Annotated in this window: 21 protein-coding genes and 1 other annotated feature; of the genes, 9 read left to right on the top strand and 12 right to left on the bottom strand. The window is 53.0% G+C overall.

Annotated elements, in window-relative coordinates; translation table 11 throughout:
- Positions 1 to 135: 135 nt before the first annotated feature.
- The 3 genes from clpB to rluD form a co-directional block, all read right to left on the bottom strand.
- Entirely contained in the window at positions 136 to 2709 is a 2574-nt protein-coding gene (gene clpB, locus LQ945_RS17545) for an ATP-dependent chaperone ClpB (RefSeq protein WP_020825302.1), read from the bottom strand.
- Positions 2710 to 2839: 130 nt separating this feature from the next.
- Complete coding sequence (yfiH, locus tag LQ945_RS17540) at positions 2840 to 3571, bottom strand: purine nucleoside phosphorylase YfiH (protein WP_270101350.1); 732 nt, start codon at positions 3569 to 3571, stop codon at positions 2840 to 2842.
- Positions 3571 to 4548: a 23S rRNA pseudouridine(1911/1915/1917) synthase RluD gene (gene rluD / locus LQ945_RS17535; RefSeq protein WP_020825300.1), complete on the bottom strand. Its 978-nt coding sequence runs from the start codon at positions 4546 to 4548 to the stop codon at positions 3571 to 3573. The genes yfiH and rluD overlap by 1 nt, the downstream gene beginning before the upstream one ends.
- Before the next feature lie 131 nt (positions 4549 to 4679).
- On the opposite strand from rluD, the gene bamD reads away from it, so the two are divergent.
- The 4 genes from bamD to pheA all read left to right on the top strand — a co-directional run bounded on the left by bamD (position 4680) and on the right by pheA (position 7511).
- Positions 4680 to 5411, top strand: a complete 732-nt coding sequence (gene bamD, locus LQ945_RS17530) for an outer membrane protein assembly factor BamD (RefSeq protein WP_020825299.1) — start codon at positions 4680 to 4682, stop codon at positions 5409 to 5411.
- A gap of 312 nt (positions 5412 to 5723) precedes the next feature.
- A complete protein-coding gene (raiA, locus tag LQ945_RS17525) occupies positions 5724 to 6065 on the top strand; it encodes a ribosome-associated translation inhibitor RaiA (RefSeq protein WP_020825298.1) in 342 nt (113 codons plus the stop codon).
- Positions 6066 to 6185: 120 nt separating this feature from the next.
- Positions 6186 to 6312, top strand: a sequence feature (Phe leader region).
- Entirely contained in the window at positions 6187 to 6234 is a 48-nt protein-coding gene (locus LQ945_RS17520) for a hypothetical protein (RefSeq protein WP_193378397.1), read from the top strand. Its footprint overlaps the feature before it by 48 nt.
- Positions 6313 to 6353: 41 nt before the next feature.
- A complete protein-coding gene (gene pheA / locus LQ945_RS17515) occupies positions 6354 to 7511 on the top strand; it encodes a bifunctional chorismate mutase/prephenate dehydratase (protein WP_270101349.1) in 1158 nt (385 codons plus the stop codon).
- A 41-nt stretch (positions 7512 to 7552) separates the two neighbouring features.
- On the opposite strand, the gene tyrA is transcribed toward pheA, so the two are convergent.
- Positions 7553 to 8674 (bottom strand): bifunctional chorismate mutase/prephenate dehydrogenase, encoded by a 1122-nt coding sequence (gene tyrA / locus LQ945_RS17510; protein ID WP_270101348.1) that lies wholly within the window; start codon positions 8672 to 8674, stop codon positions 7553 to 7555.
- A gap of 6 nt (positions 8675 to 8680) precedes the next feature.
- Positions 8681 to 9754 carry a 3-deoxy-7-phosphoheptulonate synthase gene (locus LQ945_RS17505; RefSeq protein ID WP_270101347.1) on the bottom strand — a complete coding sequence of 358 codons (1074 nt, stop codon included), beginning with the start codon at positions 9752 to 9754 and terminating at the stop codon, positions 8681 to 8683.
- A gap of 642 nt (positions 9755 to 10396) precedes the next feature.
- On the opposite strand from LQ945_RS17505, the gene LQ945_RS17500 reads away from it, so the two are divergent.
- The 3 genes from LQ945_RS17500 (at position 10397) to LQ945_RS17490 (ending at position 13297) form a co-directional block, all read left to right on the top strand.
- Entirely contained in the window at positions 10397 to 11743 is a 1347-nt protein-coding gene (locus LQ945_RS17500) for an anaerobic C4-dicarboxylate transporter (protein WP_182824504.1), read from the top strand.
- Between the two features lie 238 nt (positions 11744 to 11981).
- Positions 11982 to 12746, top strand: a complete 765-nt coding sequence (locus LQ945_RS17495) for a DUF481 domain-containing protein (RefSeq protein WP_020825294.1) — start codon at positions 11982 to 11984, stop codon at positions 12744 to 12746.
- Positions 12747 to 13078: 332 nt separating this feature from the next.
- On the top strand, positions 13079 to 13297 hold the full coding sequence (locus LQ945_RS17490) for a DNA-binding transcriptional regulator (RefSeq protein WP_020825293.1): 219 nt from the start codon (positions 13079 to 13081) through the stop codon (positions 13295 to 13297).
- A gap of 159 nt (positions 13298 to 13456) precedes the next feature.
- Here LQ945_RS17490 and rplS read toward each other — a convergent pair whose 3' ends face one another.
- From rplS to ffh, 5 genes are all read right to left on the bottom strand, one after another.
- Positions 13457 to 13813 carry a 50S ribosomal protein L19 gene (gene rplS, locus LQ945_RS17485; RefSeq protein ID WP_012005300.1) on the bottom strand — a complete coding sequence of 119 codons (357 nt, stop codon included), beginning with the start codon at positions 13811 to 13813 and terminating at the stop codon, positions 13457 to 13459.
- 54 nt (positions 13814 to 13867) lie between these two features.
- Positions 13868 to 14635, bottom strand: coding sequence for a tRNA (guanosine(37)-N1)-methyltransferase TrmD (trmD, locus tag LQ945_RS17480; RefSeq protein WP_270101346.1), 768 nt, complete (start codon positions 14633 to 14635; stop codon positions 13868 to 13870).
- Positions 14636 to 14687: 52 nt separating this feature from the next.
- Positions 14688 to 15236 carry a ribosome maturation factor RimM gene (gene rimM / locus LQ945_RS17475; RefSeq protein WP_044554248.1) on the bottom strand — a complete coding sequence of 183 codons (549 nt, stop codon included), beginning with the start codon at positions 15234 to 15236 and terminating at the stop codon, positions 14688 to 14690.
- Between the two features lie 18 nt (positions 15237 to 15254).
- On the bottom strand, positions 15255 to 15503 hold the full coding sequence (rpsP, locus tag LQ945_RS17470; RefSeq protein WP_004932501.1) for a 30S ribosomal protein S16: 249 nt from the start codon (positions 15501 to 15503) through the stop codon (positions 15255 to 15257).
- Between the two features lie 216 nt (positions 15504 to 15719).
- Positions 15720 to 17081 (bottom strand): signal recognition particle protein, encoded by a 1362-nt coding sequence (ffh, locus tag LQ945_RS17465; protein ID WP_262242400.1) that lies wholly within the window; start codon positions 17079 to 17081, stop codon positions 15720 to 15722.
- A 169-nt stretch (positions 17082 to 17250) separates the two neighbouring features.
- Here ffh and LQ945_RS17460 point away from each other — a divergent pair, with 169 nt between their 5' ends.
- Positions 17251 to 18042: a cytochrome C assembly family protein gene (locus LQ945_RS17460; protein ID WP_020825289.1), complete on the top strand. Its 792-nt coding sequence runs from the start codon at positions 17251 to 17253 to the stop codon at positions 18040 to 18042.
- A 40-nt stretch (positions 18043 to 18082) separates the two neighbouring features.
- Positions 18083 to 19372, top strand: coding sequence for an HlyC/CorC family transporter (locus LQ945_RS17455; protein ID WP_270101345.1), 1290 nt, complete (start codon positions 18083 to 18085; stop codon positions 19370 to 19372).
- Between the two features lie 68 nt (positions 19373 to 19440).
- Here LQ945_RS17455 and luxS read toward each other — a convergent pair whose 3' ends face one another.
- Entirely contained in the window at positions 19441 to 19956 is a 516-nt protein-coding gene (gene luxS, locus LQ945_RS17450; protein WP_020825287.1) for an S-ribosylhomocysteine lyase, read from the bottom strand.
- Between the two features lie 166 nt (positions 19957 to 20122).
- A complete protein-coding gene (gene gshA, locus LQ945_RS17445; protein ID WP_270101344.1) occupies positions 20123 to 21685 on the bottom strand; it encodes a glutamate--cysteine ligase in 1563 nt (520 codons plus the stop codon).
- Positions 21686 to 21725: the final 40 nt, after the last annotated feature.

The following is a 21725-nucleotide window of genomic DNA, read 5'->3' as shown; positions in this document are numbered from 1 at the left end:
ATAAAGCCATTTTAGGATATTTATTAGACGAAATTACGGGGTTTTCGCGCCATTGCCAGGGCAAACAGCTTGAACCTATCGAAAGCAGATAAAAAAAGGGAGCGGTCACCCGCTCCCTTCATGACTATATAGTCGTTACTGTTTGGCGACGATATGCTCGTCTTCCACATCCAGCGTCACCGGTATACCCGGAATCAGCTTGCCGGAAAGGATTTGCTGCGCCAACGGGTTTTCGATCTCCTGCTGAATAGCACGTTTCAACGGACGAGCCCCATATACAGGATCGAAACCGGTCTTGCCCAACAGCTCCAACGCCGGTTCGGTCATAGTCACTTCGTAACCACGCTCTTCCAAACGTTTGTACAGACGCGCCAACTGAATCTTGGCGATCTCGGCGATGTGTTTCTGGCCGAGCGGGTGGAACACTACCACCTCATCTATACGGTTGATGAATTCCGGACGGAAGTGGTGTGTGACCATTTCCATTACCGACTCTTTCATCTGCGTATAGTTCATCTGACCAAAGTGCTCCTGGATCAGATCAGACCCCAGGTTGGAAGTCATGATCACCACAGTATTGCGGAAATCGACGGTGCGACCCTGGCCATCGGTCAGACGACCGTCATCCAATACCTGCAACAGGATGTTGAACACATCCGGGTGCGCTTTCTCCACTTCATCCAGCAGGATCACTGAATAAGGTCTGCGACGCACTGCTTCGGTCAGATAACCGCCCTCTTCATAACCGACATAGCCTGGAGGTGCGCCCACCAGCCGCGATACCGAATGTTTCTCCATAAACTCGGACATGTCGATACGCACCATAGCGTCGTCGCTGTCGAACAGGAACGAAGCCAGCGCTTTACACAGTTCGGTTTTACCTACCCCGGTCGGACCGAGGAACAGGAACGAACCGATAGGCCGGTTTGGATCTGACAGCCCGGCACGGCTACGACGGATCGCGTTGGATACCGCGCTCACCGCTTCGTTCTGGCCAATGACCCGCGAATGCAGCTCTTGTTCCAGACGTAACAGCTTATCCCGTTCGCCTTCCAGCATTCTGGCGACAGGAATACCGGTAGCACGAGCCAGCACTTCCGCGATTTCTGCGTCGGTCACCCGGTTACGCAGCAGCTTCATGGTCTTGCCTTCGGCCAGGGTGGCGGCGGCAAGCTGTTTTTCCAGCTCTGGGATCTTGCCGTACTGCAGCTCCGACATCCGCCCCAGGTCGCCAACGCGACGCGCCTGCTCCAGGCTGATTTTGGCCTGCTCAAGATCCGCTTTAATATTTTGCGTGCCGGAGAGCGAAGCTTTTTCCGCTTTCCACTCTTCTTCCAGCTCTGAATATTCGCGTTCTTTCTGCTCCAGCTCACCGCTGAGCATTTCCAGGCGTTTCTTGCTGGCGTCGTCCGACTCTTTGCTCAACGCCTGCTGCTCCAGCTTGAGCTGAATAATGCGACGCTCAAGGCGATCGAGCGATTCCGGTTTGGAGTCCATCTGCATGCGAATGCTGGACGCCGCCTCATCAATCAGGTCAATGGCCTTATCCGGCAACTGACGATCGGAAATGTAGCGGTGCGACAGCGTCGCCGCAGCAACGATTGCCGGGTCGGTGATCTGCACGTGGTGATGCAGTTCATAACGCTCTTTCAAACCGCGCAAGATAGCGATGGTGTCTTCAACACTGGGTTCCGCCACAAACACTTTCTGGAAACGACGTTCCAGCGCCGCGTCCTTCTCTATATATTGTCGATATTCATCCAGTGTCGTCGCACCAACACAGTGCAGCTCACCACGAGCCAACGCCGGTTTCAACATATTGCCGGCATCCATGGCGCCATCGGCTTTACCCGCGCCTACCATAGTGTGCAGCTCATCTATAAACAGGATGACGCTGCCTTCCTGCTTGGACAGATCGCTCAATACGGCTTTCAGACGTTCTTCGAACTCACCGCGATATTTAGCACCGGCGATTAACGCCCCCATATCAAGGGACAACACGCGTTTATGTTTTAGGCCTTCCGGCACTTCACCATTAATGATGCGCTGCGCCAGACCTTCGACGATGGCGGTTTTACCCACGCCAGGTTCACCGATCAATACCGGATTGTTTTTGGTACGACGTTGCAGCACCTGAATGGTACGGCGGATCTCTTCGTCACGGCCGATAACCGGGTCCAGTTTGCCCTGTTCAGCACGTTCGGTCAGATCGATAGTGTATTTCTTCAACGCCTGACGTTGGTCTTCAGCACCTTGATCTTCCACGCTATCACCGCCTCGCATTTGCTCAATGGCCTTACTGATTTTATCAGTCGTCGCCCCTGCGGCCTTCAGCAGATCGGTCAGGTTGCCGCGATCTTCAAGCACCGCCAGGACAAAGAGTTCGGATGAAATAAACTTGTCCGCCCGCTTTTGTGCCAGCTTGTCGCACAAATTCAGGACGCGCACCAGCTCATGGGACGGTTGAACGTCGCCACCGGTACCTTCAACTTGAGGCAGACGAGACAAGGCCTGTTCGATCTCGGTGCGCACGCGCCCGGCATCGATACCGGCAGAAGTTAATAATGGACGAACCGTGCCCCCATCCTGATTAAGCAGAGCGCTCATCAGATGTAACGGTTCAATAAATTGGTTGTCGCGCCCAAGGGCTAAAGATTGGGCATCGGCGAGGGCAAGCTGGAATTTGTTGGTAAGACGATCCAGACGCATAACACCTCCAAGATTGGTCGAAATTGCTACTGGAGATTAAATGAGGTCATCCCTCAAATTTTCAAGGTTATTTCGACTGTATATTTTCGGTACTACATCATGCGCCGTTGGACCGTCCTAATTCAATAGGTTATATCAGCCAGATTAAACTTGCCAGACGTCCGGTTATTCCGTCGCGTCGATAGGAGAAAAAATGACTGATTTCGCTCACCGTACAACGATCACCGCCGTAGATGACATCGACCCCTGCACGTTGTAGACGCTGACGAGCCAATAAATAGATATCTGCGAGGTATTTATCGCCACGGGGCGTAAAAGCCAGCTCAGCGGCGGCATCAACGGCAATAAATGCCGCACGAACTTCCGGCCCCACCTCAAACTGCTGCGGGCCGATCGCCGCGCCGAGCCAAACACTGATGCCTGCAGGTTCAGCGGAAAACGTCGCTAAAGTCTGCTCGAGCACGCCGTTACACAACCCACGCCAACCGGCATGGGCTGCTGCTACTTCATCACCAGACTGCGAGCAGAATAAAACCGGCAAGCAGTCTGCTGTCATTACCGCACACACCTGCCCTGGCACATTGCTGTAAACCGCATCCGCTTGCAGATCGGCAGGCGTTTGCCCATCCAGCCGAACTACGCGCGTGCCATGCACTTGCTCCAGCCAAACCGGCATCTGCGGCAGATTCGCCGCCGCGACCAGACGTTGACGGTTATCCGCCACTGCCTGAGCCTCGTCACCCACGTGAGTGCCGAGATTGAGTGAACCGTACGGCGGCAGGCTAACGCCACCATTACGGGTGGTGCTGCAGGCTTTAACTCCTGCAGGCAGTGGCCAATCGGGCAGGATAAGCGAATCCATTACCAGTTCATCTGATCTTTGAATTCTTCGGTATCAAGCTTCAGCGCGTTAATCAGATCGACCATATCCTGCGGCAGCGGCGCATGCCACTCCATCTGGATACCGCTGATGGGATGATATAAACGCAGCATGGTGGCGTGCAGAGCCTGGCGATCAAAACCGCGCAGCGTAGCAATGAATGCCTCCGAAGCCCCTTTTGGCGGGCGTGGACGGCCACCGTATAGCTGATCCCCCACCAGCGGGTGGTTAATATGCGACATATGTACACGGATCTGGTGAGTACGGCCTGTTTCCAGACGCAAACGCAGACGGGTATGTGCGCGGAAGTGCTCCATAATGCGGTAGTGCGTCACCGCCGGTTTCCCCATCGGGTGCACCGCCATATGGGTACGCTTGGTCGAATGGCGCGAAATCGGCTCTTCGACGGTACCGCCGGCGGTCATGGTGCCAATGGCGACAGCTTCATACTCGCGGGTGATTTCGCGTGCCTGCAGCGCTTCTACCAACCGGGTTTGCGCAGGAACGGTTTTTGCCACCACCATCAGACCGGTAGTGTCCTTATCCAAACGGTGCACGATGCCGGCACGAGGGACGTCGGCAATTTCAGGATAGTAATGCAGTAGCGCATTGAGCACCGTGCCGTCCGGGTTACCGGCGCCAGGGTGCACAACCAGGTCACGCGGCTTGTTGATGACCAGAATATCACTGTCTTCATAGACGATATTCAGCGCGATGTCCTGCGGTTCCCAACGGGCCTCTTCTTCAATCTGTGCATCAATGGCGACCGTCTCTCCCCCCAGCACCTTCTCTTTCGGTTTGTTTATCGTTTTGCCATTGACCTGCACCCGATCGTCCAGGATCCAATCTTTTATGCGAGATCGTGAATAATCAGGGAACAATTCGGCCAAAGCCTGATCTAAACGTTGTCCGAGTTGAGATTCGGCCACCGTTGCGGTGAGTTGTACTTGTTGTGCCATATGCAGCTTCTTCGTTAACGTTGGGTTTTCACGGCGATGCCGTTTAATATAATGTGCTATTGTAACTGGTCTTTGTCGGGAGCTTAACGGACAGTCTCCCGGAATAACACCCTGAGGATAATCAAAACGTCATGACGCGTATGAAATATCTGGTGGCGGCAGCCACGTTGAGCCTGGCGCTGGCAGGTTGCTCCACATCCAAGGATGCGGTTCCCGACAACCCGCCTTCGGAAATCTATGCTACTGCCCAGCAAAAACTGCAGGACGGTAACTTTAAGGGCGCGATTACGCAACTCGAAGCGTTAGATAACCGCTATCCTTTCGGACCTTACTCTCAGCAGGTACAGTTGGATCTGATTTATGCCTACTATAAATCTGCCGATTTACCTATGGCTCAGGCATCTATCGATCGTTTCATGCGTCTGAACCCAACGCACCCAAACATCGACTACGTGATGTATATGCGTGGCCTGACCGATATGGCGTTGGATGACAGTGCACTGCAAGGCTTCTTCGGGGTCGATCGATCAGACCGCGATCCACAGCATGCCCGCGCTGCATTTCGCGATTTCAGCCAGCTGATTCAGCAGTACCCGAACAGCCAGTATGTTACCGATGCCAACAAGCGTTTGGTGTATCTGAAAGACCGCCTGGCCAAGTATGAGCTTTCGGTGGTGGAATACTACACTAAACGCGGTGCCTACGTCGCGGTCGTTAATCGTGCCGAACAGATGCTGCGTGAATTCCCTGATACTCAAGCGACGCGCGACGCGCTGCCGCTGATGGAAAATGCGTACAAGCAGTTGCAACTGAACGGCCAGGCCGACAAAGTGGCCAAAGTGATTAGCGCCAACCCGGCTTAGTCTGGTGAGTAACGGCAGAAAAACAAAACGGCAGCCTCGGCTGCCGTTTTTATTGGCTGAGCATCTAGCCAGCGCAGGATAAATACTCAAGCAAAAACACGATGTTAGCAAGAGTGCGACACCGCTTATCCTTTCAATAATGCGCGTTCCGCTGCCAAGACTCAAGCGTTAGATGACCATTTCAAATGCTGAATCACAGATTGAACTAACTTTGCAAAAAGTGACAAAAAAACGTGATTTTCATCACGCATTTAAGCAAAAAGCGCGGTATGCTGGACTCATCCAAGACGGAAAGACAGAGAGGTAAGTTATATGACATTGAACATTACCAGCAAACAAATGGATATCACTCCCGCAATCCGCAGTCACGTCGAAGACCGTCTCACCAAACTGGAAAAATGGCAGGCCCAACTGATTAACCCTCATATCGTCTTATCCAAAGAACCGAAAGGGTTTGTTGCCGATGCCACCATTACCACCCCTAACGGCCCGCTGGTCGCCAGCGCAAAACATGAAGACATGTACACCGCCGTTAACGAACTGATCGCCAAGCTGGAGCGTCAGTTGAATAAGGTGCAGCACAAAGGCGAAGCTCGCCGTGCCGCCGCCAGCGTGAAGGACATCGTTCCGGAAGTGGAGCCGGAACAGGAATAACCGTTTAGCGGCTGTTTCGCATCAAACGCGCCTGAGGGCGCGTTTTTTGTCTGGTTTTTTTATTGACGGGATAAAAGCCTGCGGTTACTTTAAAACCTGTCTCATACACTTTGGATAGCACATGGCCCGTAAACCGTTTTTCTTCGCATTCTTTTTTACCTTCCCCTGATTGGGAGGCGTTTCGTCGTGTGATAAAGAATGCGAAGACGAACAGCAAAGCCTCCTGAAACCAGGGGGCTTTTTTTATGGCTATTTTACGACGTATAAAAAATAAGGCAGAAGCTGATTATGACCGACAACCCGTTACTCGTGCTGCGCAAACGCATCAGCGCACTGGATCTGAAACTGCTGTCTTTACTGGCAGAACGCCGTGAGCTGGCGGTAGAAGTAGGAAGAACCAAGCTTCACTCCCATCGGCCAATCCGTGATAAAGAGCGCGAGCGGGATCTGCTGGATGCGCTGATCGCCGCAGCCAAACCCTACGATCTGGACGGATTTTACGTCACCCGTCTGTTCCAACTGATTATCGAAGACTCCGTACTGACTCAGCAGGCACTGCTGCAGCACCAGCTCAACCAAATCAGCCAGCATTCTGCCCGCATCGCTTTCCTTGGCCCGAAAGGCTCTTATTCGCACCTGGCTGCCCGCCAATATGCCGCTCGCCATTTCGATCAGTTGATCGAGTGCGGTTGCCAGAAATTCCAGGATATCTTCACCCAGGTCGAAACCGGTCAGGCGGATTACGCCATCCTGCCGATCGAAAACACCAGCTCTGGTTCTATTAATGACGTTTACGACCTGCTGCAACACACCAGCCTGTCGATCGTCGGTGAACTGACTAACCCTATCGATCACTGTGTGCTGATCGCCAGTGATACCGACCTTGCCCAAATCGAAACCGTCTATAGCCACCCGCAACCTTTCCAGCAGTGCAGTCAGTTCATTAATCGCTACCCGCACTGGAAAATCGAATACTGTGAAAGCACCGCTGCGGCAATGGAAAAAGTGGCAAAGTTGAACTCACCAAAAGCGGCGGCGCTGGGCAGCGAAGCCGGCGGCGCACTCTATGGCCTGCAGGTACTGGAACATAATCTGGCCAATCAGCAGCAGAACATTACCCGCTTCATCGTATTGGCACGCAAGGCTATCGAAGTTTCTGAGCAGGTACCGGCTAAAACTACGCTGATTATGGCTACAGGCCAGCAGTCGGGTGCCTTGGTGGAAGCGCTGTTGGTACTGCGCGACAACGGCATCATCATGACCAAGCTGGAATCTCGCCCGATTAACGGTAACCCGTGGGAAGAAATGTTTTATATCGATGTGCAGGCTAACCTGCGGTCTGAAGCGATGCAGAAGGCATTGAGAGATCTGACGCCTATCACCCGCTCGCTGAAGGTGCTGGGATGTTACCCAAGCGACACCGTGGTACCGGTTAACCCGTCCTGAACACATTAAAAAAGGGTTCGGCATGACCGAACCCTTATCGCTTATTGCCGGCTGTCGTTCGCCTGACGAAGCAGCGAGCGGCTTTCCACCAGGAAACGCTGCGCATAGTCGCCAAACCAATGCTCGACCTTCTGGAAGCTCTGGATAAACGCCTGTTTATCGCCCTGCTCCAACAGTTTTATTGCCTCGCCAAACCGCTGGTAGTAACGCTTGATCAGCGCAATGTTCTCTTCAGAAGACATAATGATATCCGCGTACAACTGCGGGTCTTGAGCAAACAGCCTCCCGACCATCGCCAACTCCAGGCGATAGATCGGGGAAGAGAGTGCCAGCAATTGCTCCAGCTGCACGTTTTCTTCCGCCAGATGCAAGCCGTAGGCAAAGGTCGCGAAGTGGCGTAACGCCTGAATAAACGCCATGTTCTGATCGTGCTCAACCGCGCTGATGCGGTGCAAACGCGCACCCCATACCTGCAGCTGTTCGAGTAACCATTGGTAGGCTTGCGGTTCGCGGCCATCACAATAGACCACCACCTGCTTGGCCACGCTGCCAACGTCTGGGCCAAACATCGGATGCAACCCCACCACGGGGCCGCTGTGCGCCGCCAGCATGGCATTCAACGGGCGATTTTTTACCGAGGCCAGATCAACCAAAATACAGTCGGCAGGCAATGGCGGTAACCGCTCAATCACCTGTTCGGTCACGTGAATAGGCACGCTGACAATGACCATACCGGCATCGGCCAGCAGCGCATCAGCCTGAGCCCAGTCTTCCTGGTCCAACACTTTGACCTGGTAACCGGACAGCGTCAGCAAGCGATTAAACAACCGCCCCATTTGACCGTTGCCGCCGATAATGACGATCGGACGCAGTTGCGGGTGTAGCGTTTTAAAGCCTTTGTCGTTCTCGCTGACGTAAGACTCGCGCATCACCCGGCGCAGCACATCTTCAATCAGATCGGGCGGCACGCCAAGGTTTTCCGCTTCTTTGCGCCGCGAGGCCAGCATCGCCGCCTCACGCTCAGGGACATACACCGGCAAGCCATGGTGGCTTTTAACCTCTCCTACTTCCGCCACCAGGTGCAGGCGTTTCGCCAGCAGCTCCAGTAGCGCCTTATCCACTTCGTCGATTTGATCGCGCAACGCGGTCAGTTCAGCCACCATAACTTACTACTCTCCAGTGCGTGCCGTCAGCACGGCGCCGAGTTCCTGGTGCATATGGCGCAACAGCGTCTCTGTACTTTCCCAGTTAATGCAGGCGTCGGTCACAGAAACCCCATAGCGCATATCTGCACGCGGCTGCTCAGACGACTGGCTGCCTTCGTGCAGGTGGCTTTCCAGCATGATGCCGGTGATCGAACGGTTACCCGCTTTGATCTGCTCTACCACGGACTCGGCAACCGCCGGTTGACGGCGATAGTCTTTATTCGAGTTGCCATGGCTGCAATCTATCATCAAGGACGGGTGGAGTCCCGCATCCAGCATCTGTTTTTCACAGGCCGCCACGTCCTCAGCGCTGTAGTTTGGCGTTTTACCACCGCGCAGGATCACATGGCCATCAGGGTTACCCTGCGTCTGCAGCAGGCACACTTGCCCAGCCTGATTTATACCGACAAAACGATGTGGCATTGCTGCGGCGCGCATAGCATTGATCGCCGTGCCCAGGCTGCCGTCGGTACCGTTTTTAAAACCTACCGGCATCGACAGCCCTGAAGCCATCTCACGGTGAGTTTGTGATTCCGTCGTGCGCGCACCAATCGCTGACCAGCTGAACAAATCGCCCAGGTATTGCGGACTGTTCGGATCCAACGCTTCGGTCGCCAACGGCAAGCCCATACCAACCAGGTCCAGCAGCAGGCGACGCGCAATGTGCAGACCGGCTTCAACATCAAACGAACCGTCCATGTACGGGTCGTTAATCAGACCTTTCCAGCCGACGGTGGTACGAGGTTTTTCAAAATAGACACGCATAACGATATACAGCTGATCGCTCAATTCAGCCGACAGGGTTTTCAAATGACGGGCGTAATCCAGTGCCGCATCCGGGTCATGAATAGAACAAGGTCCGCACACCACCAGCAGGCGATGATCGCGCCCCTGCAGAATATCGGCGATGGTTTTGCGTGCAGTGGCGATTTCATTCTCGTCGCTGGCACTGAGCGGGAACTGGTTTTTCAGCTCTTCCGGAGTGATCAGAATTTGTTCTGCACTGATATGAACGTTATTGAGCGCGTCTTTTTGCATGATGCTATTCCTGTCGTTTGCCGTTATGCGTAAGCGTTGATAGAACATTGAGCGTTTCAGGTTCTTACCCTATCACGAAATGTAAAGATTTCAATCCATTTACTGTAAATAAAAAATTACCACAAATAAAAGGCGCTAAAGAAGTAATAAAAACAACAAAGATAACAAATTAACACAATGATTATTAATGATTTTTAAGGCGAGATCTCGCTAGGGTCCTTTGGGTGCCTCAAAATCCTAAAATCCGACAAAATCGTAAACAATTATATACACCAGAAATTCAACAGCCCACAGTCCCATCCAGCGGACGTGCAAAAAACCTGAGGATTACGTTTTCCTCCGCAGAGAACCTTAACGGGAAAATCAAATTACCTAAAAACTAAACAACTGAAATACAAATAACAAACAATTAACCGGAGATTTATTTTCAATTACTTTCATCTGTAAATTTCAATACGAAAAGATGAGTAAAACCATTGAATAAATATTGCGTAACCTCACAGTTATCACGCGAAAAATAAATAATTATGGTCTTGTTCGTTCGCACCTCTTTAGGGGTAATCTGCGTAGACAGAACCCGTGTCACCTGCATTGAGAATGTATGAGCGTCAGCAGCTTTTCATTTCTTGACAAGGGACTATCATGATCACTTTGCAGTTCTCCATTATTATAATCTGTTTATTAGTCGGCACTCGGTTTGGCGGTATGGGGCTGGGCCTAATAAGCGGTATTGGTTTATTCCTGTTGTGTTTTATATTCGGGCTGGAGCCAGGTAAACCTCCGGTTGAGGTTATGCTCACCATTCTTGCCGTGATAGGTTGCGCTTCGGTGTTGCAAACTGCCGGCGGTTTGAACGTGATGATGCAATATGCAGAGCGACTGCTGCGCCGCCACCCTCAGCACATCACGCTGCTTGCCCCTTTCACCACCTGGACTCTGACCTTCCTGTGCGGTACGGGCCATGTGGTGTACACCATGTTCCCGATCATTTCCGATATCGCCATCAAAAAAGGGATCCGCCCAGAACGCCCAATGGCCGTGGCTTCCGTCGCCTCTCAAATGGCCATCACGGCTTCGCCGGTTTCCGTCGCCGTAGTCTCCCTGGTTTCAATCATTGCCGCAGGACATGGGATTGGCAAAGCTTACACGCTGGTAGAGATTCTTGCCGTTTCGATCCCGGCTTCATTAGTCGGGGTATTAATGGCGGCCTTATGGAGCCTGCGTCGCGGTAAAGATCTGGATAAGGACGCTGAATTCCAGGAGAAAATCAAAGATCCAGAGCAACGAGCCTATATTTTTGGCAGCACCGAAACGCTGCTCAACCAGAGATTCCCCAAGCAGGCTTACTGGTCCACAGCGATCTTCTTTGCGGCTATCGCCATCGTCGTGCTTCTCGGGGCCTTCGCTGACTTACGCCCTTCCTTTGCAAACGCCAAAGGGGTACTGAAACCGCTGTCGATGAATCTGGTGATCCAGATGATGATGCTGATAGCCGGCGCCGTTATTCTGATGGGCTGCAAAGTCAAACCCGGCGATATCGCCAACGGCGCTGTTTTCAAAGCCGGTATGGTCGCCATTTTTTCCGTGTTCGGCGTGGCGTGGATGAGTGACACCTTCTTCCAGGCACATATGGGAGACTTAAAGCTGCTGTTGGAGGATGTGGTCAAAAGCCAGCCATGGACTTACGCGATCGTTCTGTTTCTGGTTTCCAAGCTGGTTAACAGCCAGGCGGCTGCGCTCACCGCCATTGCCCCAATGGCTCTGCAGCTGGGTGTCGACCCCAAAATGCTGCTGGCTTTCTTCCCGGCCGCGTACGGTTACTTCGTCTTGCCCACTTACCCAAGCGATTTGGCCTGTATTGGTTTTGACCGCTCCGGAACAACGCGCATCGGCAAATTCATCATCAACCACAGCTTTATTATTCCAGGCCTGATCGGCGTGCTGTGTTCCTGCATCACCGGGTATCTTCTGGTCACCACCTTCCTGTAATCACTTTCTTGGCGGCAACGGGATCCTGCCGTTGCCGTCAACATCATTATCCCTTCAAATAGTAATGACAATCAGTATTTTATGCCGTTAACAGCGTTAAAAGTCAGTAGAAGAAAAGTGAATAAGTGAGGAGGAAAAATTAAAAACTTAAGCTAATAGTCGCTATTTTGGTCGCAATGGCGAACCGATATAATGTGACCGAAATCACTTATAACCACTCTTAACAACTGGATCAAAAATGCTCTCTTTACGCGCTCGCCGCGCTATTCCGCTGTTCATTAGCTGCTTAACGACTTTCACCAGTGTTTCAGCCCTTGCCGACAATACGCTTTTCACCGCGATGGACGATCCGGCCACCGCGAAAAAACCGTTTGAAGGCAACGTCCAGGCCGGTTACAACTCGCAGTCAGGCAACTCACAAAGCTCTACCCTGTTGGCCAATACCAGCATGACCTGGTTCAACAGCGATGCCGCCTACAGCCTTTGGGGAGCGGCCAACAACACCACATCCTCCAACGTGCGCTCGTCAGAGAAGTATCAGGCCGGCGGCCGTACCCGTTATAATCTTTCCGACCGCAACTACCTGTTCGGTCAGGCAAGTTGGCTGAGCGACCGCTTCAACGGCTATGATTCCCGTTCCACGCTGACCGGCGGTTACGGTCGCCAAATCCTCAATGGGCCGCTTAGCGATCTGCGAGTTGAATTCGGTCCGGGCGTACGTCACGACGAATACCATGGCGGCGGGCGTTCAACCAAAGCACTGGCTTACGGCGCAGCCAACTATTCATACCAGCTGACCGACAACACCAAGTTCTCTGAAGGCGTTTCCGCTCTGGCGAACGAAGAAACCACGCTGAACTCCGAAACCGCACTCAGCGTTGCCATCAATGAGAAGTTCGCTCTGCGTCTGGCTTACACCGTGACTTACAACAGCAAACCTCCAGCCTCTGCGCCGAAGAATACCGACACCACCACTTCTATCAGCCTGGTGTACGGTTTGTAATCCTTCTCGTTTCTGCACCTGTTATACGACTAAGCCCATCATTGATGGGCTTTTTTTATGCCTGAAAATCAAATTTAGACATTTTGCTAAAAACATAACGTTTACTATTGACGAGTTTAGCAAATAGCTTAATACTGTATGTATACACAGTACTGATTGAATGGGTGCAGAGTATGAGCAAACTAAATCATCGCAGCTGAAGCCGTTACCACTATCAGGAGTGTCCGTTAATGAGCAGGGGTGTAACTCCCCCCTAATTGGGCAGGCTGCTGATTTTGATTGTGGCTCAATGCCCAACCCGTTTTCACTTAAAATATTGCAAGGGGGTTTTTATGATGCACTGTCCACTCTGCGGTAGCGTGGCCCATACTCGCTCCAGCCGTTATCTAAGCGAAGCGACCAAAGAGCGCTATCACCAATGCCAAAACATTAACTGCAGCTGTACCTTTGCCACGCACGAGTCTGTCGCGCGCGTGATTGTAAAGCCTGGCGATATCGTTCCTGCACAGCCGCATCCGGAAAAAAGCAAACAGCGCGCCGCAGCGCTGTAATGCAAAGAGCCTGCAAACGCAGGCTTTTTTATGCCTGTAAAAACAGACATCCTGGGAGCATTTTCGCATCTTGCAGATGCAATCCCCGATCTGCAGGCATAAAAAAAGGGGTTGGCACAGTGCCAACCCCTTCATAGCTATTAACTTTTGGATGCAGCGTTAGCCGACGCGGTTCAGACGCTCTTTGATACGAGCAGACTTACCAGTACGCTCACGCAGATAGTACAGTTTGGCTTTACGAACGGCACCACGACGTTTAACAGCAATGCTGTCAATTACTGGTGAGTGAGTCTGGAATACACGCTCAACACCTTCGCCGTTGGAAATCTTACGAACAGTGAATGCAGAGTGCAGACCGCGGTTACGGATAGCGATAACCACGCCCTCGAATGCCTGCAGACGTTTTTTGCTACCTTCAACGACCCATACCTTAACTTCCACGGAATCACCCGGACGGAATGCAGGTACGTCTTGCTTCATCTGCTCTTGTTCAATTTGCTTAATAATGTTGCTCATAATATGTCTCTTACCCTAGGTAAACTGATATATCGGTCCCGTCGAGCCAATTGCTCAGACGTTCCCTTCATAGTCCTGTTGCTTGGCCTGATGTTCCCGTTGGAACTCAGCCAGCAACACCGCTTGCTCGTCAGTCAGAGCTAGGCTTTCTAGAAGTTCAGGTCTTCTAAGCCAGGTACGGCCCAGCGACTGCTTTAAGCGCCAGCGACGTATCTCGGCATGGTTGCCCGACAGTAAAACTGGCGGAACCTCCATCCCTTCCAACACCTCAGGACGGGTATAGTGCGGGCAGTCCAGCAATCCATCGACAAAAGAATCTTCTTCTGCTGAGGCCTGATGGCCCAGCACACCCGGTATAAAACGGGCGACTGAATCAATCAGGGTCATTGCCGGCAATTCCCCGCCGCTGAGAACGTAATCGCCGATTGACCATTCTTCATCAATTTCGGTTTGGATTACGCGCTCATCTACCCCTTCATAACGACCGCACACCAGAATCATCTTCGGGTTGGCCGCCAGTTCGCGTACGCCGGTTTGATCCAGCTTACGCCCCTGAGGTGACAGATAAATCACCTTTGCTCCCTCGCCTGCCGCTGCTTTTGCTGCATGAATGGCTTCCCGCAAGGGTTGCACCATCATCAACATTCCCGGGCCGCCGCCATAAGGGCGATCGTCCACGGTACGATGCCGGTCGTAGGTGAAGTCACGCGGACTCCAACACTGCACGCTCAGCAGGCCATTTTTTACTGCCCGGCCAGTCACCCCGTAATCGGTGATTGCGCGGAACATCTCAGGAAACAGGCTTACAATACCAATGAACACAAGCCAATCCCCATACTGTCATTCCACTTGTTTCGACCGTTTAATTCGGAGGTCAAAAACCAGGATCCCAATCTGCTTCAATCACGCGAGCAGTGAGATCGACTTTCTTGATAACCTGCCCATGAAGAAACGGGACCAACCGCTCCTTCATGCCGAATGCATCTTTCAGGTTAGCTTTCACCACCATCACGTCGTTTGAACCAGTTTCCATCATATCGACGACTTTACCCAGTTCGTACCCGGTGGTCGTGACTACCTGGCAACCCATAAGGTCTTTCCAGTAGTAATCATCACCCACCAGTGGAGGAAGTTGTTCCGAATCCACCAGAATTTCGCAATTGGTCAGTAGATTCGCAGCATCCCGATCGTCAACGCCTTTGACTTTGATGATCAGATCCTGACTGTGGCGCTTCCAGTCTTCCAACTCGACAAGCTGCCATTGACCCGCCCGCTGGATAAACCACGGCTGATAGTCAAAAATGCTTTCGGCGTTCTCGGTGGATGAAAATACTCTGAGCCAACCACGAATGCCGTAAGTAGACCCCATTTTACCGAGTACAATCGGCTGCTTAGGTGCTACCGGTTTGAGTTGCTTGCTCATTGCCACCACCGCGACAGATTAAGCTGCTTTCTTAGCGTCTTTGATCAGCGCGTGAACGCGATCAGAAACGGTTGCACCCAGGCCGACCCAATGTTCGATGCGGTCCAGGTCCAGACGCAGTGCTTCAGCCTGACCAGATGCGATCGGGTTGAAGAAGCCTACGCGCTCGATGAAACGACCATCACGAGCATTGCGGCTGTCGGTCACTACTACTTGATAGAACGGACGCTTTTTAGCGCCGCCACGTGCCAAACGAATTGTTACCATAACATCCTCTTTAGTTAATAAAACAGCCGGGCCCCATTGAGGGAACGGGGCCCGGTTGCAATATAAAAAGCCCGAAAATTTTACTCATTTTGGCGCAAAAAGCAATCTAAAGCGTAGATCAGCGTCAACTACTTTTTTCGGCCAGCAATATTTCGGGCGGTTTTTGCCGCGAGCGGCAAATGCTTAAACACGCTCACCCCAGAGGGCAAGCGCCTGTCAGCGGCCTGGGAAGCCCGGCGGCATCATACCTTTCATGCCGCGCATCATCTTCGCCATTCCGCCTTTCTTCATCTTTTTCATCATGCGCTGCATTTCGTCGAACTGCTTCAACAAGCGGTTTACATCCTGCACCTGCATACCGGAACCCATCGCAATGCGGCGCTTGCGCGAGCCTTTGATGATTTCCGGTTTGGCGCGCTCTTTCAGCGTCATCGAGTTGATGATTGCTTCCATACGCACCAGAACCTTGTCGTCCATTTGCGATTTCACATTGTCCGGCAGTTGGCCGGCGCCAGGCAGTTTGCTCAGCATGCTGGCCATACCGCCCATGTTACGCATCTGCTTCAGCTGTTCCAGGAAGTCGGTCAGATCAAAACCGTCACCTTTCTTCAGCTTGTTAGCCAGTTTCTCCGCCTGCTCGCGGTCAACCTTGCTTTCGATATCTTCGATCAGCGACAGCACGTCGCCCATGCCGAGAATGCGTGATGCCACGCGGTCCGGATGGAAGGGCTCCAGCGCTTCGGTCTTCTCGCCCACGCCAAGGAACTTGATCGGCTTGCCCGTGATGTGACGGATAGACAACGCGGCACCGCCACGCGCATCACCGTCGACCTTGGTCAGTACCACACCGGTCAGCGGCAACGCTTCATTAAAGGCCTTGGCGGTGTTGGCAGCATCCTGGCCGGTCATGGCGTCGACCACAAACAGGGTTTCTACCGGCTTGATCGCCGCGTGTACCTGCTTAATCTCGTCCATCATCGCTTCGTCAACGTGCAAACGACCGGCGGTATCGACGATCAGTACGTCGTAGAACTTCAGCTTTGCCTGTTGCAGTGCACGGTTAACGATGTCGATCGGTTTTTCTTTGACATCAGACGGGAAGAAGTCGATAGCGACGCTTTCCGCCAGGGTTTCCAGCTGTTTGATCGCCGCAGGGCGATAAACGTCGGCGGAAACCACCAAAACCTTTTTCTTCTGTTTTTCCTTCAGGAACTTGCCAAGTTTGGCGACGCTGGTGGTTTTACCGGCACCTTGCAGGCCCGCCATCAGCACCACTGCCGGCGGTTGCGCCGCCAGGTTCAGCTCGGTGTTCACTTCGCCCATCGCGGCAATCAGCTCGCTCTTGACGATCTTGACGAACTCTTGCCCCGGCGTCAGGCTTTTGTTGACTTCATGACCCACCGCGCTCTCTTTCACACGGTTGATAAAGTCCCGCACGACCGGCAGCGCAACGTCCGCTTCCAGCAATGCCATGCGCACTTCACGCAGGGTTTCCTTGATATTTTCTTCGGTCAGCCGCCCACGGCCGCTGATATTGCGCAGGGTGCGCGACAAACGATCGGTTAAATTTTCAAACATCGTCTCATGCTCAACGTGTAATGACAGGCCGCTCTGGCGACATAATTGCGGCGATTATAACACGAAGCGTAGAGGATCTCTGCCTCAGCGTTGGAGATCGGTTGGAGTGGGACGCGCTCGACGCTATACTGACAATCCAATTCACCACGTCGAAGCAAAATTAAACGCTATGCCAGTTTTCTCCATTGTGGCTTTGATCGCCTACCTGCTCAGCCTTGGACTGATTATTCCCAGCTTGCTGCGGAAGAACAGCGCATACCGTCGGCTTGCTCTCGTCTCGGCGGTGGTGGCGCTAATTTGCCATGCCATCGCACTTCAGCAGCGTATCTTTGACGTCAGCGCCGGGCAAAATCTCAGCTTGCTGAACATAGGTTCGATAGTCAGCCTGATCATTTGCTCGGTCATGACCTTCGTGGCTTCGCGCGATCGCGGCTGGTTCCTGCTGCCTATCGTTTACAGCTTCGCGATGATCAACCTCGCCTTCGCCAGCTTTATGCCGGGTGAGTTTATTACGCATCTGGAAGCCAGCCCGGAACTGATGGTACATATCGGCCTGGCGCTGTTCTCCTACGCTACGCTGATCATTGCCGCGCTGTATGCGCTGCAACTGGCCTGGCTGGATTACCTGCTGAAAAACAAAAAGCTGTCTTTCAGCGCCGATATGCCGCCGCTGATGAGCATCGAACGCAAGATGTTCCACATCACCCAGATTGGCGTCGTGTTGCTCACGCTCACGTTATGCACCGGGCTGCTTTATATGGATAACCTGTTCAGCAAAGAGAACGTGCACAAAGCCGTGTTGTCCATCATGGCGTGGTTTGTGTATATCGTCTTGCTGTGGGGCCATTATCACGAAGGCTGGCGCGGCCGCCGCGTCGTTTGGTTCAGCTTTGCCGGTGCCTTCCTACTCACGCTGGCCTACTTTGGCAGCCGTCTGATTCAGCAAGTGATGGTTCGCTAAGCTCTCAGGCACTCTTTCTCCATACATAAGGAATACCGCGTTGGAGCACGTTTCGACAGGGACCCTGATCATTATCCTGGTGGTCATGATTGTGGTTTCCGCTTACTTCTCAGCATCCGAAACCGGCATGATGACGCTGAACCGCTATCGTCTGCGTCATCTCTCCAAACAGGGCAACCGTTCCGCCCGCCGGGTCGAAAAGCTGCTGCAAAAACCGGATCGCCTCATAGGCCTGGTGCTGATTGGCAATAACCTGGTCAACATTCTGGCTTCGGCGCTGGCCACCATTGTCGGCATGCGCCTGTATGGCGATTTAGGCGTTGCCATCGCCACCGGCATCCTGACCTTCGCCGTGTTGCTTTTCGCCGAAGTGCTGCCAAAAACCTTTGCCGCCCTGTATCCGGAACGCATTGCATTCCCCAGCAGCTTCTTGCTGGCACCGCTGCAAAAGGTGATGTTCCCGCTGGTATGGCTGCTCAATGGCATCACCACGCTGATTTTACGGCTGTTCGGCATTCGCACCAATGTGCGGATCAGCGATGCAGTCAGCAAGGACGAGCTGCGCACCATTGTGAAGGAATCGCACTCGCAGATTTCTCGCCGCAATCAGGACATGCTGATCTCGGTGTTGGATCTGGAGAAGGTGACGGTCGATGACATTATGGTGCCACGCAATGAGATTGTCGGCATCGATGTCAACGACGACTGGAAGTCGATCATGCGTCAGCTGACTCACTCCCCACACGGTCGCATCGTGCTGTACCGTACCTCGCTGGATGACGCCATCGGCATGCTGCGGGTACGTGAAGCCTACCGCCTGATGACCGAGAAGAAAGAGTTCAACAAAGAGAACCTGCTGCGCGCTGCCGACGAAATTTACTACGTGCCTGAAGGTACGCCGCTAAACGTCCAACTTGTGAAGTTCCAACGCAACAAAGAGAAAGTCGGCATCGTGGTCGATGAATACGGTGATATTCAGGGGCTGGTGACGGTCGAGGATATCCTGGAGGAGATCGTAGGCGATTTCACCACGTCCATGTCACCAACGCTGGCAGAAGAGGTAAATCCGCAAAGTGACGGCTCCGTACTGATAGACGGTACTGCCAACGTGCGCGAGTTAAACAAGGCATTCAACTGGACGTTGCCGGCCACCGATGCGCGCACCATCAACGGCATGCTTTTGGAAGAGCTGGAAGAGATCCCGGAAGTCGGCACCCGAGTCCGCATCGGCCATTACGACATCAGTATCCTCGACGTGCAGGACAATATGATCAAACAGGTACGCGTCACGCCGATCAAGTCGCTGCAGTCCAGCGTTCAACAACGCTGACCGGCCGCCAGAAAGGAAAAAAGACGCGAATATCGCGTCTTTTTTTATCGCTGTAGCTCGATGGCGAACTAGATGTGCAGTTCCTGCAGCTTCTCTTTCGGCAGCGCCAGCTCTTCGTTGTGGTTCACTACGACGTCATGGTCAAGAATGTGCTTCGCGATTTCCTGCGCTTCTTCCAGCGAGTGCATATGGTAAGTCCCGCACTGGAATTCATTCAACTCAGGAATTTTACGCTGGTCAGTCACTTTCAGCACGTCGGCCATCGCCGCTTTCCACGCATCGGCAACACGCTGCTCTTCCGGCACGCCAATCAGGCTCATGTAGAAACCGGTGCGGCATCCCATTGGGGAGATATCGATAATCTCGACGCCCTGACCATTCAGGTGGTCACGCATAAAGCCGGCAAACAGGTGTTCCAGCGTATGAATGCCGCGCTCTGGCATCACTTCCAGGTTCGGCCGGCAGAAGCGCAGATCGAACACGGTGATGGTATCGCCATGAGGAGTTTTCATGGTTTTCGCGACGCGGACAGCCGGGGCTGCCATGCGGGTATGGTCTACGGTGAAGCTATCCAGCAGTGGCATTTCGTTACCTCCTCGTAAAAGAGTATTTATTTCGAAACTTTTTTATCTAACCAGGAAACCTTTTCCAACCCAGCGAGTCTGAGTATGTGAAAGACGCGCATTTGTTATCATCATCCCTGTCATCAGAGATGCATATTTGGCCACATTGATGTGGCCTTTTCTTTTTTTAGCCCCCGCCGTGTTGCTTCAGGAACTCTTCAAAGCTTAGCGTATCACTGGCTTCTATGTTGCGTTGACGCTGCCACGAAGCTTTCTGCTCTTGTGCCAATGCAGCCTCCGTCAAAATCTCCAACGGCTCCTCCGTCAGCATCTGACGATACTGTTCAGCCAGCTGCAGGCCCACACGCCCCGTCCCCTCCTCCTTCATGGCCTTCAGGATACGAGCGGAAAACGTCAAATCAGGATCGTCAAACGCCGCGACCAGTTCGTCACACACTTGTTGATACTGGCGATCGCCGGCTTCGCTATCCAACACTTCTGCCACGCGGCGCAGATCGTCAAACAGCGCTTTACCCACCTTGGCCAACGGCTCGCGGCTGTCGTCACACCCGATGCCAATGGTTTGGCCCGGCTTGCGCCCTTCGAGGATCACCCGATTCCAGTTCTTGCGCGTACACAGCAATTCATCGCTGCTCATCTCTGGCGCATCGGCCAGCACGCACCACACCAGGAACAGGTCCAGGAAACGCGCTTGTACCGCATCCACACCGATAGGCGAGAACGGGTTGATGTCCAGCGAGCGAACCTCAATATATTCGATACCGCCACGCAGAAGCGCATCTGACGGTGTCTCGCCACTTTTGGTCACACGCTTCGGCCGGATTGGCGCATAGAGTTCGTTTTCGATCTGCAACACGTTACTGTTCAGTTGCAGATAACGATCGCCATCCTTCACGCCCAGTTTGGCAAACTCTTCGGAAGGCGTGACAATCGCTCGCTTCAGGCCTTCAACATAGCTTTGCAGGTCGTTGAAGGTGATACCCAGATTGCTCTGAGATTTATTGGTATACCCCAGGTCACTTAACCGCAGCGAGGTGGCATACGGCAGATAACACATGCCCTGCTCGGTACGCTCGAAAGGCAACGAGGTTTCACGCCCTTTCAGGAACGAGGAACAGATTGCCGGCGAGGCGCCGAACAGATACGGGATCACCCAGCCAAAACGGTAATAGTTACGGATCAGGCGGAAATAACCCGCCGAAATCTGCTCTTTGCCGCTTTCGGCATCTTTAACGCCGGCCCATGCCTGCCAGAATTCCAGCGGCAATGAGAAATTGTAGTGCACGCCTGAAATGGTCTGCATCAGCGCACCGTAGCGGTTCTTCAACCCTTCGCGGTACAGCGTTTTCATGCGGCCAATGTTCGACGAACCGAACTGTGCCAGCTCAATGTCCTGCTCGGCTTCAATAAAGCACGGCATGCTAAGTGGCCACATACGCTCATCACCCAGATTGCGTGCTACGTAACGATGAATATCACGCAAGAACGTCAGCATGTGATCGAGGTTATCGTCAACCGGCGTAATAAACTCTAACAGCGCCTCAGCAAAGTCTGTGGTTATCCAGTGGTGCGTTAATGCCGCCCCCAGTTTCTCCGGATGTCCGGTTGTTGCCAGCTTTCCGTCTTCGGTGACACGCAGCGTTTCACGCTCAATGCCGCGACGGATGCCTTTTAATGCATGGGGATGGGCTTCCAACCAAGAAAGCGCCTGGGATACGTCCGGGATCAAATTGACCTCCCGCTTCTAAAAACAATAACTCGTAAGCATA

This window comes from Serratia liquefaciens, from assembly GCF_027594825.1.
Taxonomy (GTDB): domain Bacteria; phylum Pseudomonadota; class Gammaproteobacteria; order Enterobacterales; family Enterobacteriaceae; genus Serratia; species Serratia liquefaciens_A.
This window is presented reverse-complemented; position numbering and strand designations above follow the sequence as displayed.

Coding starts and splice junctions, on each gene's coding strand:
- LQ945_RS17500 (WP_182824504.1), top strand. CDS start 10,397: ATGATCACTTTGCAGTTCTCCATTATTATAATCTGTTTATTAGTCGGC.
- rimM (WP_044554248.1), bottom strand. CDS start 15,236: ATGAGCAAGCAACTCAAACCGGTAGCACCTAAGCAGCCGATTGTACTC.
- rluD (WP_020825300.1), bottom strand. CDS start 4,548: ATGGCACAACAAGTACAACTCACCGCAACGGTGGCCGAATCTCAACTC.
- LQ945_RS17490 (WP_020825293.1), top strand. CDS start 13,079: ATGATGCACTGTCCACTCTGCGGTAGCGTGGCCCATACTCGCTCCAGC.
- clpB (WP_020825302.1), bottom strand. CDS start 2,709: ATGCGTCTGGATCGTCTTACCAACAAATTCCAGCTTGCCCTCGCCGAT.
- LQ945_RS17460 (WP_020825289.1), top strand. CDS start 17,251: ATGCCAGTTTTCTCCATTGTGGCTTTGATCGCCTACCTGCTCAGCCTT.
- yfiH (WP_270101350.1), bottom strand. CDS start 3,571: ATGGATTCGCTTATCCTGCCCGATTGGCCACTGCCTGCAGGAGTTAAA.
- rpsP (WP_004932501.1), bottom strand. CDS start 15,503: ATGGTAACAATTCGTTTGGCACGTGGCGGCGCTAAAAAGCGTCCGTTC.
- LQ945_RS17505 (WP_270101347.1), bottom strand. CDS start 9,754: ATGCAAAAAGACGCGCTCAATAACGTTCATATCAGTGCAGAACAAATT.
- raiA (WP_020825298.1), top strand. CDS start 5,724: ATGACATTGAACATTACCAGCAAACAAATGGATATCACTCCCGCAATC.
- rplS (WP_012005300.1), bottom strand. CDS start 13,813: ATGAGCAACATTATTAAGCAAATTGAACAAGAGCAGATGAAGCAAGAC.
- luxS (WP_020825287.1), bottom strand. CDS start 19,956: ATGCCACTGCTGGATAGCTTCACCGTAGACCATACCCGCATGGCAGCC.
- ffh (WP_262242400.1), bottom strand. CDS start 17,081: ATGTTTGAAAATTTAACCGATCGTTTGTCGCGCACCCTGCGCAATATC.
- pheA (WP_270101349.1), top strand. CDS start 6,354: ATGACCGACAACCCGTTACTCGTGCTGCGCAAACGCATCAGCGCACTG.
- LQ945_RS17495 (WP_020825294.1), top strand. CDS start 11,982: ATGCTCTCTTTACGCGCTCGCCGCGCTATTCCGCTGTTCATTAGCTGC.
- bamD (WP_020825299.1), top strand. CDS start 4,680: ATGACGCGTATGAAATATCTGGTGGCGGCAGCCACGTTGAGCCTGGCG.
- tyrA (WP_270101348.1), bottom strand. CDS start 8,674: ATGGTGGCTGAACTGACCGCGTTGCGCGATCAAATCGACGAAGTGGAT.